Raw genomic sequence first — 15,861 nt, forward strand, 5'->3', positions numbered from 1 at the left:
GGTCGAATTATCGCATGGGTGCGGCCACGGCCAACCTGCCGACGCGACTCAGACGATGTTGGTCCACCGCCACCAGTCGGTCTTCTTCTCTTCGCGCACGAAGGTGAAAAGTCCCGCACCGAGAATCAGCACGATGCCCACGAGCATCGGCCAGTCGAGATGGTCGTGGAAGATCAGATACCCGAACAGGATCGCCCACAACATCTGGCTGTACTGGGTCGGTGCCACGCGCGCCGCCGGGGCGTTCTGAGTGGCAAGCATCAGCAGCACCGCGCCCGCCGCCGCGAGCAGCCCGTAGCCAAGCACCAGGAACCACTGGTGCAGGTCCGGCCACACGAAGTGCGGCAGCATCATGATGAAGCCGGCGATCATCGGCCCGATCACGCCCGCGCCGTAGAGGGTGATGCGCTTCTCGGTGGCTCCGGCCATGCGTAGGGCGATGATCGACAAGGCACCGGTGATTCCGCAGATGATCGCCGCGACGTGGCCCTGGCCCAGGTGACGGAATCCGGGCCGCAGAACGACCAGCACGCCGAGAAATCCCACGACCACGGCGGACCAGCGTCGCCAGCCCACGTGCTCGCGGAGGAACACCACCGAGAGAATCGTCACGAAGATCGGCAGCAGGAAGATCAGTGAGAACGCCTCCGCCATCGGCAGGGCGGTAAAAGCCATGACGGCGGTGATGTTGCCGATGGCGCCGGCCATGGCGCGCAGCAGCCAGAGGCCGGGCATCTTCGACACCACGACCTCGCTCCAGCGGTCCCCCGGCTTCTTCAGGAACGGAAAGGCCGCCATGGCGAGGACGGCGCCGAAGAACACCGCTTCATACGGCGGCAGGGAGCCCTCGAGGGACTTCACGAAGGCATCGCTCCACGCGTAAGCCGCGTAGCAGGCGAAACCGAGCAGGACGCCTTTGAACATGGGGAAAATCCTGAAGGCGGGGGCATCCCATTATGCAAACGTTTGCAGCCCTTGTATGCATGTTGCGGGACGCCATGACCCCGGCCCCGCGCGGGTCTACAATCGAGGGCTTTCCGGCTGCCCACGTACGAGTACCCGCATGGCTCACCGTCTCGACCCGCTCGATCTTTACGACGTCCGCTCGCTGCTTACCGATGAGGAGCGCGCCGTGCAGGACGCCGTTGGCCGTTTTGTCGACGAAAAGGTGTTGCCGATCATCGGCGACGCGTTCGAGCAGGGGCGTTTCCCGGCGGAACTGGTCTCCGAGATCGCCTCTCTGGGCCTGCTCGGCGCCACGTTGCCCGAGGAATACGGCTGTGCCGGCATGAACGCCGTGAGCTATGGCCTGATCTGCCAGGAGCTGGAGCGGGGCGATTCGGGTCTGCGCAGCTTCGCTTCGGTGCAGAGCTCGCTGTGCATGTATCCGATCTTCGCCTACGGCTCCGAGGAACAGAAACGCGAGTACCTCCCGCGTATGGCCGCGGGCGAGGTGATCGGGTGCTTCGGTCTGACCGAGCCGCACGGTGGGTCGGACCCAGCCAACATGAAAACCGTGGCTCGCCAGGACGGCGGCGACTGGGTGATCAACGGCGCCAAGATGTGGATCACCAACGGCAACCTGGCGCACATCGCCATCGTCTGGGCGCAGACCGACGACGGCATCCAGGGCTTCATCGTGCCGACGGACACCAGGGGTTTCGCCGCGCAGGAAGTCCACAAGAAGATGAGTCTGCGCGCCTCGGTGACGTCGGGTCTGTTCTTCGACGACGTACGTGTGCCCGACAGCGCGCGGCTGCCCAACGTCAAGGGTCTGAAGGGCCCGCTGGGTTGCCTCAACCAGGCGCGCTACGGCATCACCTGGGGCCCGATCGGCGCCGCGCAGGCCTGCCTGAAGGAAGTGCTCGACTACGCCTCGCAGCGCATCCTGTTCGGCCGCCCGCTGGCCGCCAACCAGGCCGTGCAGATCCGCGTCGCCGACATGGCACGCCGCATCACGACGGCGCAGCTGCTTTCGTTGCAGCTCGGTCGCCTGAAGGATGCCGGCCGTCTGCAGCCGACGCAGGTGTCGCTGGCGAAGTGGAACAACGTGCGCATGGCGATCGATATCGCGCGTGACTGCCGCGACATCCTCGGTGGCGCGGGTATCACGACCGAGCATTCGGCGATCCGCCACGCGCTGAACCTGGAATCGGTCATCACCTATGAAGGCACCGAGACCGTTCACCAGCTGGTGGTCGGTCGGGAGCTCACCGGCATCAACGCATTCTGAGGCACGTGCCATGCACGGCCCGCGTATCGAGACCGACCGGCTGATCCTGCGCCCCACCGCGGCGGAGGATTTCGAGGCGTGGGCCGCGTGCATGGGCGATCCGGAAGTGAATCGCTTCCTGGGCGGCCCTCAGCCACGCGCCGTGGCCTGGCGCAACTTCATGACCATGGCCGGCTGCTGGAGCATCAACGGCTTCGGCATGTTCTCCGTCATCGAGCGCGCGAGCGGTCGCTGGATCGGTCGTCTGGGTCCCTGGCAGCCCGAGGGCTGGCCGGGCCACGAGATCGGCTGGGGCATGGCGTGGGATACCTGGGGCAAGGGCTACGCGACCGAAGGCGCCGCCGCGTCGATGGACTGGGCGTTCGACCATCTCGGCTGGAGCCAGGTGATTCATTCGATCGCGCCGACAAATATCGCGTCCATCGCCGTGGCGAAGAAGCTCGGTTCTCGCTGGCAGGGGCCCGGCGCGCTGCCCGCGCCCTCCAAGGATGCTGTCGTCGACCTCTGGGGCCAGACGCGCGAGCAGTGGCTCGCCCGGCGTCGCTGACGTATACGCCGGGCGGGCTCGTGTGTGGCCTCGCCCGGCTCTCTCTCTTACGAGTATTTCGCCATGTCCGTCCCACATCCCATTCCCGCCCGGCACAAGGGCTTCAATCGCGCCGAGATCGTCGACCAGAACTTCGTCGAGTACGTGCAGTTCTGGCAGGGCGACGTCGCGCGCGCGCCGCAGGACGATGAACCGGTATTGCCGGGCAGCGCGCTGGATGCACGCGGTTTTCGCGAACTGCTCGAGTCGCAGCTGATCAGCCGCCATCTCGATCTGATGGCACGGGTGCTGCGCGTACAGAACAAGGTGTTCTATACGATCGGCTCGTCGGGGCACGAGGGCAACGCGATGGTGGCGCGGCTGACGCGGCACACCGATCCGGCCTTTCTGCATTACCGCAGCGGCGGTTTCATGGCCGAGCGGTTCCGCAAGCTGCCGGGCATGGATCCGGTGATGGATTCCGCGCTGTCATTCGCGGCGAGCCGCGAAGATCCCGCCTCGGGTGGGCGGCACAAGGTGTGGGGCAGCAAACCGTTATGGGTCTTGCCGCAGACCTCCACCATCGCATCGCACCTGCCCAAGGCGCTGGGCACGGCCATTGCGATCGAGCAAGGACGCCGCATCGGGCATGCCCTGCCGATCCCTCAGGATTCGATCGCGGTGTGTTCGTTCGGCGATGCATCCTCGAACCACGCGACCGCGCAGACGGCCTTCAATGCGGCGGCGTGGACCGCGTACCAGAAGCTGCCCGCCCCGGTGCTGTTCGTCTGCGAGGACAACGGCATCGGCATCTCGGTGAAGACGCCGGGCGGCTGGGTCGCCAACAACTTCCGTCACCGCCCCGACCTGGATTACTTCCATGCCGACGGGCTGGACCTGGCGGGCGGTTACGCCGATGTCCAGCGCGCCGTCGAACACTGCCGACGCACGCGGCGTCCGACCTTCCTGCACCTGACCACCACGCGCGTCATGGGCCATGCCGGCACCGACTTCGAGATCGAGTGGCGCTCGATCGACGAGCTGGTGGCTCTCGAAGCGACCGATCCGTTGCTGCGCAGCGCGGCGATCGCACTGGCCTCGGGTCTGTACGACAAAGACAGCTTGCTCAATCTTTACAACGCCACGCGCAACCGCTGTTTCGAAGCGGCCGAGGACGCCGATCGCCGCCCGCGGCTCGCGTCGCTCGAGGAAGTCATGGCGCCGCTGGCGCCGTACACGCCGGACGCGGTTCGTGCGGAAGCGGAACGCGCCGCCGATGCCGCCGAGCGGGAGCGTGTGTTCGGCGGCGCCGACAAGCTCCCCGAGGCGCAGCCGCCGAAGCATCTGGCCGTCCAGATCGGTCAGGCCCTGCACGATCTGATGGCGAAGTATCCGGAAAGCCTGCTGTTCGGCGAGGACGTCGCGCAAAAGGGTGGTGTGTATACGGTCACCAAGGGTCTTCATAAGGCGTTCCGCAACACGCGGGTGTTCAACACGCTGCTCGACGAAACGATGATCCTCGGCCTCGCGCAGGGCTATGCCAACATGGGCATGCTGCCGCTGCCGGAGATCCAGTACCTGGCGTACTTCCATAACGCCTGCGATCAGATCCGCGGTGAAGCGGCTTCCTTGCAGTTCTTCTCGAACGACCAGTATCGGAATCCGATGTTGATGCGCGTGGCCTCGCTGGGTTATCAGCGCGGCTTCGGCGGTCACTTCCACAACGACAATTCGATCACCGCGCTGCGCGACATCCCCGGCCTCGTCGTGGGCTGCCCGAGTCGCGGGGACGATGCTGCGACGATGCTGCGCACGATGGCGGCTCTGGCGAAGGTGGACGGCCGCGTGACGGCCTTCCTCGAACCGATCGCGCTGTACATGACCAAGGACCTCCACGAAGCCGGCGACGGTCGGTGGCAGTTTCCCTATCCGGCACCTGGTGAGGCCATGCCGCTGGGCGAGGGGCGGGTTTATGGCGACGACGCCGACGACCTCGTGGTGTTCACGTTCGGCAACGGCGTGCCGATGAGTCTGCGTGCCGCGAAGCGTATCGAGGCGGAGCAGGGCTGGAAGGTGCGCGTGGTCGATCTGCGCTGGCTGGTGCCACTGAACGATGGTTTCATCGCGACGCAGGCGGCGAACGCCAGGCGGATCCTCGTCGTGGACGAGGGGCGCAAGAGCGCGGGCGTCGGCGAGGGAGTGATCACGGCGATCGTCGAGGCAGGCCTCGGGCACGTGCCGTTGCGCCGGGTCGTCGGTGCGGACACGTTCACACCGCTGGCGGGGGCGGCGTTTCTGGTATTGCCGGGGGACGACGATATCGTGGCCGCGGCGGAATCGATGCGGGAGCGCACGTAGACCGCAGCGCGGCCTAGTTGGCCACCTTACCCTCGCGCCGCACCAGGGCCGGCCCCGCCGGCCCCGAGCACACCACCCGGTTGCGACCCGCCAGCTTGGCCGCGTACATCGCCGCGTCGGCGCGTTCGATCAACGATTGCAACGTATCCGCCGGCGTGCGCAACGCCACGCCGATGGACACCGTGAGCGGTTCGCTGTTCTCGCCCAGGTGAGCATCCAGTCGTGTGATGCGGCGGCACAACCGTGTGGCAACCTGCATGGCGTTCTCGCGATCCACGCCCTGCAGCATGGCGACGAACTCCTCACCGCCGAAACGACCGAGCAGATCCGAAGGCCTCAGTTCGTCTCGCAGTGCCGCCGCCACCGCCACGAGCGCACGGTCGCCCGCGGCGTGACCGAAGCGGTCGTTGAGTTCCTTGAAATGGTCCAGGTCGAGGAAGAGCAGGGCGATCGGACGCGACAAGCCTTGCTCCAGACGCTCCAGCGCGGCATCCGTCCAGGCGCGGCGGTTGTGCACCCCGGTCAGCGGGTCGCTGTCGGCCAGCTGCCGGGCGCGATCGCGATCGTGGCGGATGGTGAGTGCGCGATCCGACAAGCCGATCGACAGTACGATGGCTTCGAAGGCGCCGAAGGCGATCGCCGCGTTGGGCAGCCACGGGGCGTCGGCAAGCATGCCCTGTGTCTGCGCACCGCATAACGCGGTCAGCAACAGCAACGGTGTCCAGCCCACGAGGAAGAACCAGGCGTGTCGCGAGCCGCGGGCCGCGGCGATGGCGCCGGCGACCAGCAGCAACGATGCGCCGATCAGAAGCAATGGCTGCAGCAGCAAGGCCGCCGTCTGCACGAGCACCTCGATACCCGTCGCACGCAACACGATCAGCACGGGCATGCCGACGGCGAACGCCAGTACCGGCATGCGCAACAGCGGTGCGTAGTCATCGATCTTGGCGAAGCGCAGCACGAACAGCGCCGAGAACGAGACCGAAAGCGACGTCGCCGCGGCGCCGAGCGTATCGCCCATGCCCGCCAGCGACTCGAACTCCAGGGGATGGAAGATGTAGCCCGTCTTTACACCCTGGATCAGCGCGTAGCAGACCAGATAAGCCGCGTACCAGCCGAAGGTCATGTCACGCAGGATGGCGGCGAAGCACATCGCCATCAGTGCCATCGTCAGGATGACCGCGAAACAGGCCGTCGCGAAAGCGACCCAGCCACTGTCGTCGCGCAGATAGTCGGCCCACGAACTGGTCGACAGCGTGACCGCGCCGGCGGGCATCGTCGTCGGCTCGAACTTGAGCAGGATCGTGTGCGATGCGGGCATTGACGCGGGCAGGCTGAACATCAGGCGCCCATGTCCATGCACGCCGGGGCCGAAGTCTTCGAGCGACGTGGAGACCGCGCGCCCGTGTTCGTCGTAGAGGGACACGGCACCGAGACCGGGCGTGTTGATGCTCAGCACGCGTTCGCCGGCGGTCCAGGGCGGAAGTTGTCGCAGGATGACCCACGTGCCGTTGGCCGACGCCGGGAAGACCTGCATACGCGCCGGATCGAACGAGGCGAGCGGCCGGTTGTAGGCTTCGAGCAGGACGTCCGCCGGGACGTCACCGGGATGGGCCTCACGCCAGTTGCCGGTGAGAGTGGCCGCAGGTGCCGCCATGACGGTGAAGAGAAGGCAGGTGAGTGCCGCCTGGAACAGGCGACGTATCCACTGCCACTGTCTTTCCCTCGAGCTCATGCCAGTCCTGCATCCGACGTACGGCGGCGCGCCAGCCGGGCGCGCGACGTGGATCCGGCGGCATTCCAAGGAAAGCCCGTCTCCCCTTACCAGCGGCCATATTGTGCCGCTATTCGGCAAGCATGTCGCCTTGACCGTTGGAGGTAGGTGAAGGGCCTAGGCCGTCGCCGGAGCGGCCAGACCGCCGAATCGCTCCAGCAGCTGGGTCTGCGCGTCCCGTACCGGCTGCCCGGCCGCCGGCTGGAGCAGCGCGTAACCGCCATCGGCCTGCTGGACCCACGCCGAGTGGTTGTCGGTCAGGTAGAGCTCGAGCTCGCGGCGCACACGCTGGCATAGCTTCTTGCCCTCGATGGGGAAGCAGGTCTCGACACGGCGGTCGAGGTTGCGCTCCATCAGGTCGGCACTGGCCAGGAAAAGTTCGGGCTCGCCATCGTTGTGGAACCAGTAGACGCGGCTGTGCTCCAGGAACCGGCCGACCACCGAGCGCACGCGGATGTTCTGCGACACCCCCGGAATGCCGGGCCTCAGGCAGCACATGCCGCGAACGATGAGCTCGACGCGGACGCCTGCCTGGCTCGCCCGGTACAACGCGCGGATGAGCTTGGGGTCCGTGACCGCATTGATCTTGAAGACCAGTTCCGCCTTTTTGCCGGCGGCGGCATTCGTCGCCTCGCGGGCGATCAGGTCGAGCAGGCCCTTTTTCAGGGTGAACGGCGCATACAGCATGCGCTTCATCTTCAGCGCCTTGCCCATGCCCGTGAGCAGACGGAAGAGGCGATGCACGTCGTCGCACAAGGCCTCGTCCGAGGTCAGCAGGCTGTAATCGGTGTAGAGGCGCGCGTTGCCCGAGTGATAGTTACCCGTGCCGAGGTGGGCGTAGCTCACCAGTTTTCCGTTCTCGCGGCGCTGCACGAGCATGAGCTTGGCATGCGTCTTCACGCCGACGACGCCATAGGTGACCACCGCACCGGCCTGTTGCAGGCGTGACGCGAGGCTGAGATTGGATTCCTCGTCGAACCGCGCCCGCAGCTCGACCACGGCGGTGACTTCCTTGCCCGACCGTGCGGCGTCCACGAGCGCGTCGACGATTTCCGAATTGGCGCCGCTCCGGTACAGCGTCTGCTTGATCGTCAGCACCTGCGGGTCCTTCGCCGCCTGGCGCAGGAAGTCGACGACGGGCGAGAACGACTCGAACGGGTGGTGCAGCAATACGTCCTGTTTGCCGATGACCGCGAACATGTCCTCGGCCGCGGCCAGCACCTTGGGCAGTGCCGGGATGAAGGTCGGGAACTGCAGGCGTGCGTACTGCGGCTGCAGGGTCATCTCGAAAAGGCGAGCCAGGTTGACCGGGCCGTTGACTTCGTAAAGGGAGTCGGCCTCGAGCGAATACTGCTTCAGCAGATAGTCGACCAGCGGCTTGGGACAGTTATCCGCGACTTCCAGGCGCACGGCGTCGCCGTAGCGTCGTGAGAAGAGCTCGCCGCGCAGCGTGCGCGCGAGATCTTCCACGTCTTCCGGATCGATCGTGAGATCCGCGTTGCGGGTCAGGCGGAACTGATACGAGCCCAGCACGCGCATGCCGGGGAAAAGATCGTCGGCGTGCGCATGGATGATCGAAGAGAGCAGGACGTAGTTGTCGCCGCCCTCGCAGATCTCCGGGGGCATGCGGATCAGACGCGGCAGGATGCGCGGGGCGGGAACGATGGCGAGGCCCGAATCCCGGCCGAACGCATCGGTGCCTTCCAGCTGCACGATGAAGTTGAGGCTCTTGTTGACCAGGCGCGGGAACGGATGGGTCGGATCGAGGCCGATCGGCGTGACCAGGGGCGCCACTTCATGGCGGAAATATCGGCGTACCCAGAGCTTCTGCTTATGCGTCCACTGGTTGCGCCGGACGATGGCGATACCCTCGGCGGCCAGGGCCGGAAGGATTTTCTCGTTGAGGATCTGGTACTGCCGGTCGATCTGGCGATGAGCGACCTCGGCGATCTCGGCGAGCACGCGGCGTGGCGGAATGCCGTCGGCGCCGATCACTTCGTGGTCGAACGCGATCTGCTGCTTGAGGCCGGCGACGCGGATCTCGAAGAACTCGTCCATGTTGGACGAGAAGATCAGCAGGAATTTGAGGCGTTCGATCAGCGGTTTGGATTCGTCCAGCGCCTGATCGAGGACGCGGATGTTGAACTGCAGCTGCGACAGTTCGCGATGCACGTAGAGGCTGCTGTCGCCGAGGTCGATTTCCGGCAGATCCGGCGGCGCCACCGCTTTGCTGGCGGGGCTCTTGGGTGCCGTCGGCGTCTCGTTGGGTGGCGTCATCGTGTCCAGGGCGTCGTCCTCGTCGCGAATTACGACGACCCCATGGTACGCCGCCCGGGGAGGATATGACCGGGCTCTTACATCACCGTGACACGCAGTTCAGATGACGAGCGGCTCGGGTTCGAGGGTGACGCCGAACATGGCCTCGACGCCCGCGATCACTTTCTGCGCGAAGCTCCACAGCTGGGGGCCGCTGGCCTTGCCGTGGTTCACGAGAACCAGTGCGTGCCGATTGGACATGCCGGCATCGCCGTCGCGTGCGCCCTTGAAGCCCGCCGTTTCGATCAGCCACCCGGCGGAAAGCTTGGCCGTGCCGCCCGCATGCGGCCACACCGGCAGGCCAGGGTGGGCGAGCGCCAGGGCGTCGGCCTGATGGGCGCCGACGATGGGGTTCTTGAAGAAGCTGCCCGCATTGCCGATCACGGCCGGGTCGGGAAGTTTGCGCGAGCGCAGCCTGACGACGGCTTCGGCCACGTGATACGGGGTGGCGCGCTGCGCGCCCATCTTTTCCATTTCTTCGCGGATGCCCGCGTAGTCGAGCGACAGCGGCCTTTCACGCGGGAGATCGAAGGTCACCGCCACGACGATCCAGCGTCCCGGTTGCCGCTTGAACGCGGAGTCTCGATAGGAGAACGCACAGGCGGCCTTGTCGAGCAGGACGAACTCGCCCTTGTGCGTATCCCAGGCCTCGACCGTGTCGATGAACTCCGCCACTTCGACGCCGTACGCACCGATATTCTGAATGGGCGAGGCACCCACGGTGCCGGGGATCAGGATCAGATTCTCGAGGCCTGCGTAGCCCTGGCCCAGCGACCACCGCACGAAGTCATCCCAGCGTTCACCGGCGGCGACACGGATCAGTACGCGATCGTCGCGCTGAAACGTTTCGACGCCCCGGTTGGCGATGGCAACGACGGTCGCGTCGATGTCGCCCCTGATCAGCATGTTGCTGCCCTCGCCCAGGACCAGCACCTTGCCGTCGCGAACGGCAGGGTAGGCAAGCAGCCCGGGCAGCTTGCCGACGTCGTGCACCTCGGCCAGCAGCCGCGCCCGGGCATCCACGCGCAGCGTGTTCCGTCCGGCGAGCGATGCGTCGCTGGTGAGCAGGAAGCCACCCATGTCGATGGGATCGTTGTTCATGCCACGATCCCGCGGCGACGGATTTCGGTGACGGCCTCGGCGATCAGCTTCGGGCCGCGGTAGACCAGGCCCGAATAGACCTGCACCAGGGATGCGCCGGCCTCGATCTTTTCGGCGGCGGTGTCGCCGTCGAGAATGCCGCCCACGCCGATGATGGGCAGCCGGTCGCCCACGCGGGCCTTCATGCCGCGCAGTACGCGCGTGGACTTTTCGAACAATGGCCGTCCCGACAGGCCGCCCACTTCGTCGGCATGCGGATCGCCGGCGACGGTGTCGCGGTCGATCGTGGTGTTGGTGCAGATGACCCCGTCGATACCGGAAGCGAGCAATACGTCGGCGATGGCGTCGAGTTCGCCTTCCGAGAGATCGGGAGCGATCTTCAGCAGCATCGGCTTGCGTGCCCCGTGTTTCGCGGCAAGGCTCTCCTGCGACTCGCGCAGCGTGCCGATGAATCGGCGCAACGTCTCTTCTTCCTGAAGGTCGCGCAGGCCCTGTGTATTCGGGGAGGAAATGTTGACCGTGATGTAGCTGGCCAGCGGGTAGGCGCGCTCGAGGCAGATCAGGTAATCGTCGATGGCACGCTCGTTGGGCGTGTCCTTGTTCTTGCCGATGTTGATGCCGAGCACGCCGCGGAAGGATGCTTTCCGTACGTTGCGTACCAGCGCATCGATGCCGCCGTTGTTGAAGCCGAGCCGGTTGATCACCGCCTCGTGATTCGGCAGCCGGAACATGCGCGGCTTGTCGTTGCCGGCCTGCGGACGTGGCGTCACGGTGCCGATCTCGACGAAGCCGAAGCCCATGGCCGCGAGGCCGTCGAGGTGCTCACCGTTCTTGTCGAGGCCGGCGGCGAGACCGACGGGGTTCGGGAAGTCGATACCGAACACCTTCACCGGCAAGTCGGCCGGCGGTTTCGCTATCAGGCCGGAAAGGCCGCTGCGTTGCGCGACATCGGACGCGTAGAGCGTAAGGCCGTGCGCGGTCTCGGCGTCGAGGGCGAACAGCAGGGGGCGGATCAGGTCGTACATCAGGCGTCCGGGTGTCCCGCGAAAATACGGGTGTCGTAATCGAAATCGATGGTATCGCCGTCCTGCGTGGCGTCGAACAGCGAGCGCAGGGCGAACAACAGCGGTTCGTGGTTGGGGTGGCCGGGTTTCGGCATGTACGACGACGACATGGTCCGGCCGAGCAGCCCCTCGTAGTCCAGCTTCTGGCCGTGCGGAAACGACGCCATGCCGCGGTAGCCATGGCCGAACCACCGCGCCATGGCTTCGTCATCGGCGTAGCGCCCGGCCACGCTGACATAGTCGATGCCGTACTCGTGCAGCAGACGCTCGTAGCCTTCGAGGAACGGCGTGCCGATGAGCCGGCGCGTGTTCCAGAACACCGCCACCAGACCGCGGTCACTGAGCACGCGGGTGAACTCGGTGCGTACCTTTTCCTTGTCGAACCAGTGAAACGCCTGCCCCGCGATGATCAGGTCGACCGACCCGTCGGCCAGGCCGGTCGCTTCCGCAGTCCCGTCATGCGACCGGAAGCGCCCTTCGGTGCCCAGCCATTGCTCGGCCGCGGCGCGCATGGATGCGTTCGGTTCGACGCCGGTCACGCGGTGCCCGGCGTCGAGGAACAGCTTGCTGGAGATGCCCGTACCGGCGCCGATGTCGGCGACGCTCCAGTCCGGCCGCACGCCTTGTTCGTGAAGCCAGCCGACGAGCGCCCGGGGGTAGTCCGGCCGGAAGCGGACATAGTCCGCCACGCGGTCGGAGAAGCGATCCGTGGAGCGCAGGTCGGTCATGTCGTTATCCGTGGGTCAGAACTCGAACTTGATGCCCTGGGCCAGCGGCAGCGAATCGGAGTAGTTGATGGTGTTGGTCTGGCGGCGCATGTAGACCTTCCAGGCATCCGAACCCGACTCGCGACCGCCGCCGGTCTCCTTCTCACCGCCGAAGGCGCCGCCGATTTCCGCGCCGGAGGTGCCGATGTTGACGTTGGCGATGCCGCAATCCGAGCCGGCGGCCGACAGATACTGTTCGGCGGCCTTCAAATCCTGCGTGAACAGCGCCGAGGACAGGCCCTGCGGCACGGCGTTCTGCTCCGCGATCGCCTCGTCCAGCGTGTCGAACGGCATCACGTACAGGATCGGCGCGAAGGTCTCGGTCTGCACGACCTCGTCGGTATTGCTCAGGCCGGTGATGATCGTCGGCAGGACGAAGTTGCCCTTGCGGTCGGTGAGTGCCTTGCCGCCCGTACGCACCGTGCCGCCGGAGGCTTTGGCCTTCTCGACGGCGGCGACGAAGGTCTGCACGGCCTCGGGGCTGTTCAGCGGACCCATCAGGGTGGTCGCCAGCGTGGGATCGCCGATCTTCTGCTCGACCTGGCCGTAGGCCTTGACGAGGGTGTCGACGACCTGATCGTGGATGGAACGATGCACCAGGACGCGGCGCGTGCTGGTGCAGCGCTGACCGGCGGTGCCCACGGCGCCGAAGACGATGCCGGGAATGGCCAGCTTCAGATCGGCCGACTGGTCGAGGATGATGGCGTTGTTTCCGCCCAGTTCCAGCAGGCTGCGGCCCATGCGCTTCGCGACGCGCTCGCCGACCATGCGACCGACCCGGGTCGAACCGGTGAAGCTGATCAGCGGAACGCGCTTGTCGTCGACGAAAGTCTGCGCCAGATCGGTGCCCGCATCGTTGAACAGGAAGAAAATGTCCGGGAAGCCGGCTTCCTTGAGCGCCGCGTTGCAGATCTTCATGGTGGCGATGGCCGAGAGCGGCGTCTTCGGCGAAGGCTTCCAGATGCTGATGTCGCCGCAGATAGCCGCCAGGAAGGCGTTCCAGGCCCAGACGGCCACCGGAAAGTTGAACGCGCTGACGATGCCGACCAGCCCGATCGGGTGCCACTGCTCGTACATGCGATGGCCCGGGCGCTCCGAATGCATCGTGTAGCCGTAGAGCATGCGGCTCTGACCCACCGCGAAATCGGCGATGTCGATCATTTCCTGAACTTCGCCGTCGCCTTCCGGCTTGATCTTGCCCATTTCGAGCGCGACCAGCGAACCCAGCGCATCCTTGTGCTGGCGCAGGGCCTCGCCGCAAAGGCGTACAGCCTCGCCCCGGCGGGGGGCGGGCGTGGTTCGCCATACCGTGAAGGCTTCCTGGGCGCGCTGCACGATCGCCTCGTAATCCGCGGCGCTCGTGGCGTGCACCGTCGCGACCGCCTCACCGTTGGCCGGATTCACGGGCGTGATGGTGCCGGCATCCGTGGTGGCGGCCCATTCGCCGCGACCGAGGTAGGTGCCCGATTCAGTGGCGTTGAGATTCAGCGCTGCGAGGATCTTCGAGGACATGACGGACTCCGGGAGCTAAAACCGCGATTCTAGCAAACGAGTCCTTCACACCCTGTTGTGCGGCGCGGGACGGATGTCGCGGGCGCGTCACGGTCGTCCGAACTTGCGAGCACCCTGCAAAGACACCGGCAAGTCTATGGTCTCTCTAACAATCCTTTAAGGGTCGGAGGCCGCACATGCCGCATATTTATGAGGTTCCCTATCTGCCCGACGCGTCCGGTGCCTGGACCGTCCGCACCCATGGGCGCATCGTGGAGCGCTTCAACTCGCGCGTTGAGGCCCTGCGGGCAGCGGTCGATCACGCGTCGGCCGACGGTGGCGACACCGCCATCGCCGTGGAGGGGGCCGACGGCATCTGGCGACCGTTCGGAGCCGATTTTAAACGCCCCGTGACGATCCCCAGACTGCCGATCCAGAGGCATCTTTCCGCCGTGCGATGACCTGCGCGGCTTCAGTGCTCGGGAGGTACGTTGATGATCATGCATGACACCTTGCCGTCGAGACCGTTGTCTTTATGGTAAACCTTTGAGTAGACCACCTCGCCATCACCGTAATCCTTGTCCTCAAGGTCGTATTCGAAACCCCAGGCCCAGGTGCGGGGTACCAGCTTCCGGAAGGTGAAGGACACCCAGTCATCGCCTTTGCCGCACTTCGGGTCGTCGAACAGTTCGACAACGGTTCCGGCGGGAATTCGCTCGAACTCGATCGACTTCGCTTCATCGTTGGCGCAATGGCCTTCCTTCTCCTGGAAGTGGTACTGCTTGTGTTCGCCCACGGCGAGTGGGACGGAACAAACGGTGTCCTGCGTGAGCTTGTGTCCCTCGTAGAGACGAACATAAGGAGGCATGACCTTGGTGCCGCTCGTGCCGTCGGCATCCTGCCGCACTGACGCGAACCCGCTGGCCTGTTGAAGGGGATCTGCACATCCGGCGCTGGCGGCAAAAAGCATCGACAAGGCGACCGGCAAGCGGACGAGCAACGTCGTGTCGTCATATTTCATGGCACTTCTCCTAGACCTTGGCGATGGTGAGTTCATTGACCTTCGCAACGAACGACAGGGTAAGTGCGTGGTCGTTGCCGTAAGCGTCCAGGATGTGGATCGGCGTGCTTCTCACCGGGGCGACTGGCTTCTTCTCCTTGTCAAGGAGTCGGCCTGCCAAATTGCCCATGAGTAGCCCGACGACCACGCGTGTTGGCGACGCGCCTTCGATCCTGCCCACGCATCGGTTGAACATTTCCACAGGCGTGTACGACGCGGGCGGCGCTGCATTCCCGCCGCTTTCGGTGGCACGCGACGGCACCTCGATGGTTGCAAGGGGAGGAAGCGGAAAGTTTTCCGGCTTGTCGGCGCCGGGCTGGGCGTAATAGGCGACGCTCCATTGCACCTGATCGTTGAGGCTGCCGTTGCCGTAGACCGAAAAACCCTCTTGCGCAACGGCGCTTCTGCTGACGGATCGCAGGCCCAGTTCGCGGCCGTTGTAAGAGACGTAAATGTAGTGCTCGTTGACCCAATAAAAGTAATCCGGGCTGCCGACTTTTACCGGCGCAAGGCGGCCGTCGCCCGAGGTGGCCCCGTAGCTGGTGATGGGCAGCGTCGGGAAAGCGGCAGGCGTGACGGTCACCGAGGAATTGAACAGGCCGTCTTCGCCTCTGCCCGCCGGGTCGTCGACCCAGACGCTGTTCGTGGTGATGTAGACCGGCGTCGCGGTGCGTGTGTCCGATGACGGGATCGGAATGCGCGCGGCGATCTGGCGCGACGACAGCGCCGAGGTGGACACGTAAAGCGTGACGACACTCTGGTGAGGAGCGGGGCGCTGGACGTCCGCCGATGGCGGACGGGTACTCTCCAGGGACGCAGCCGCGTCGTTCTGCGTCGCGCCGATAAGCGACTCGTCCCAGAGGTAGCCTTCATCGTGGGTCGAAAAGGCCCAGTCAGGATGCGGCTGGCCCGCATCGCGCCGGGGCAGGGCTTCGCCGCTGCCGTAGTCGATCAGTTCGATCGTATCGAGGTCCGCCTGCGTGAGATCGACCGGATTGTGTTCGCTGTCGACCGCCTGCAGCATGACCCTCACGGCGCATTGCTGTCGCGTATTGTTGAACAGCTTCAGTGTGGGGCCGTTGCCGGGAAACGTATCCTTGTAGATCCTGAACAGCACGAGCTCCACCCAGCGACCCGCCTCTGGTGTCGTGACGTGTTTTTTCATCGGAAC

General features: G+C 65.5%; 13 protein-coding genes. 4 read left to right on the plus strand and 9 right to left on the minus strand.

The annotated features are described in order from the left end of the window. Window positions 1-48 precede the first annotated feature (48 nt). The gene (locus tag BLT40_RS01110) at window positions 49-924 is read right to left on the minus strand and encodes a DMT family transporter (protein WP_036111503.1); all 876 of its coding nucleotides are present in this window, start codon (window positions 922-924) and stop codon (window positions 49-51) included. Window positions 925-1,063: 139 nt separating this feature from the next. On the opposite strand from BLT40_RS01110, the gene BLT40_RS01115 reads away from it, so the two are divergent. The 3 genes from BLT40_RS01115 to BLT40_RS01125 all read left to right on the plus strand — a co-directional run bounded on the left by BLT40_RS01115 (window position 1,064) and on the right by BLT40_RS01125 (window position 5,117). Continuing rightward, window positions 1,064-2,233, plus strand: a complete 1,170-nt coding sequence (locus tag BLT40_RS01115) for an acyl-CoA dehydrogenase family protein (protein ID WP_079522183.1) — start codon at window positions 1,064-1,066, stop codon at window positions 2,231-2,233. 10 nt (window positions 2,234-2,243) lie between these two features. Next, on the plus strand, window positions 2,244-2,780 hold the full coding sequence (locus BLT40_RS01120; RefSeq protein ID WP_090350822.1) for a GNAT family N-acetyltransferase: 537 nt from the start codon (window positions 2,244-2,246) through the stop codon (window positions 2,778-2,780). 63 nt (window positions 2,781-2,843) lie between these two features. Beyond that, on the plus strand, window positions 2,844-5,117 hold the full coding sequence (locus BLT40_RS01125; RefSeq protein WP_090350823.1) for a thiamine pyrophosphate-dependent enzyme: 2,274 nt from the start codon (window positions 2,844-2,846) through the stop codon (window positions 5,115-5,117). A gap of 13 nt (window positions 5,118-5,130) precedes the next feature. On the opposite strand, the gene BLT40_RS01130 is transcribed toward BLT40_RS01125, so the two are convergent. The 6 genes from BLT40_RS01130 to BLT40_RS01155 all read right to left on the minus strand — a co-directional run bounded on the left by BLT40_RS01130 (window position 5,131) and on the right by BLT40_RS01155 (window position 13,651). Beyond that, window positions 5,131-6,852 carry a sensor domain-containing diguanylate cyclase gene (locus tag BLT40_RS01130; protein WP_079522178.1) on the minus strand — a complete coding sequence of 574 codons (1,722 nt, stop codon included), beginning with the start codon at window positions 6,850-6,852 and terminating at the stop codon, window positions 5,131-5,133. A gap of 156 nt (window positions 6,853-7,008) precedes the next feature. Then, window positions 7,009-9,168, minus strand: coding sequence for a polyphosphate kinase 1 (ppk1, locus tag BLT40_RS01135; protein ID WP_090350825.1), 2,160 nt, complete (start codon window positions 9,166-9,168; stop codon window positions 7,009-7,011). Window positions 9,169-9,267: 99 nt separating this feature from the next. After that, window positions 9,268-10,308 (minus strand): UDP-N-acetylmuramate dehydrogenase, encoded by a 1,041-nt coding sequence (gene murB / locus BLT40_RS01140; RefSeq protein WP_255363907.1) that lies wholly within the window; start codon window positions 10,306-10,308, stop codon window positions 9,268-9,270. Next, window positions 10,305-11,333, minus strand: a complete 1,029-nt coding sequence (locus tag BLT40_RS01145) for a quinone-dependent dihydroorotate dehydrogenase (RefSeq protein WP_090350827.1) — start codon at window positions 11,331-11,333, stop codon at window positions 10,305-10,307. The genes murB and BLT40_RS01145 overlap by 4 nt, the downstream gene beginning before the upstream one ends. After that, window positions 11,333-12,100, minus strand: a complete 768-nt coding sequence (locus BLT40_RS01150; protein ID WP_090350829.1) for a class I SAM-dependent methyltransferase — start codon at window positions 12,098-12,100, stop codon at window positions 11,333-11,335. The genes BLT40_RS01145 and BLT40_RS01150 overlap by 1 nt, the downstream gene beginning before the upstream one ends. 15 nt (window positions 12,101-12,115) lie before the next feature. Beyond that, window positions 12,116-13,651, minus strand: a complete 1,536-nt coding sequence (locus BLT40_RS01155) for an L-piperidine-6-carboxylate dehydrogenase (RefSeq protein WP_090350831.1) — start codon at window positions 13,649-13,651, stop codon at window positions 12,116-12,118. 176 nt (window positions 13,652-13,827) lie between these two features. Here BLT40_RS01155 and BLT40_RS01160 point away from each other — a divergent pair, with 176 nt between their 5' ends. After that, complete coding sequence (locus BLT40_RS01160; protein WP_090350833.1) at window positions 13,828-14,091, plus strand: DUF2188 domain-containing protein; 264 nt, start codon at window positions 13,828-13,830, stop codon at window positions 14,089-14,091. Window positions 14,092-14,102: 11 nt separating this feature from the next. Here BLT40_RS01160 and BLT40_RS01165 read toward each other — a convergent pair whose 3' ends face one another. Both BLT40_RS01165 and BLT40_RS01170 read right to left on the minus strand, forming a co-directional pair. Then, window positions 14,103-14,651 carry a hypothetical protein gene (locus tag BLT40_RS01165; RefSeq protein ID WP_079522167.1) on the minus strand — a complete coding sequence of 183 codons (549 nt, stop codon included), beginning with the start codon at window positions 14,649-14,651 and terminating at the stop codon, window positions 14,103-14,105. Between the two features lie 10 nt (window positions 14,652-14,661). Further along, window positions 14,662-15,855 carry a hypothetical protein gene (locus BLT40_RS01170; RefSeq protein WP_079522166.1) on the minus strand — a complete coding sequence of 398 codons (1,194 nt, stop codon included), beginning with the start codon at window positions 15,853-15,855 and terminating at the stop codon, window positions 14,662-14,664. Window positions 15,856-15,861 lie beyond the last annotated feature (6 nt).

The organism is Dyella sp. 333MFSha (assembly GCF_900102405.1).
GTDB lineage: Bacteria > Pseudomonadota > Gammaproteobacteria > Xanthomonadales > Rhodanobacteraceae > Luteibacter > Luteibacter mycovicinus.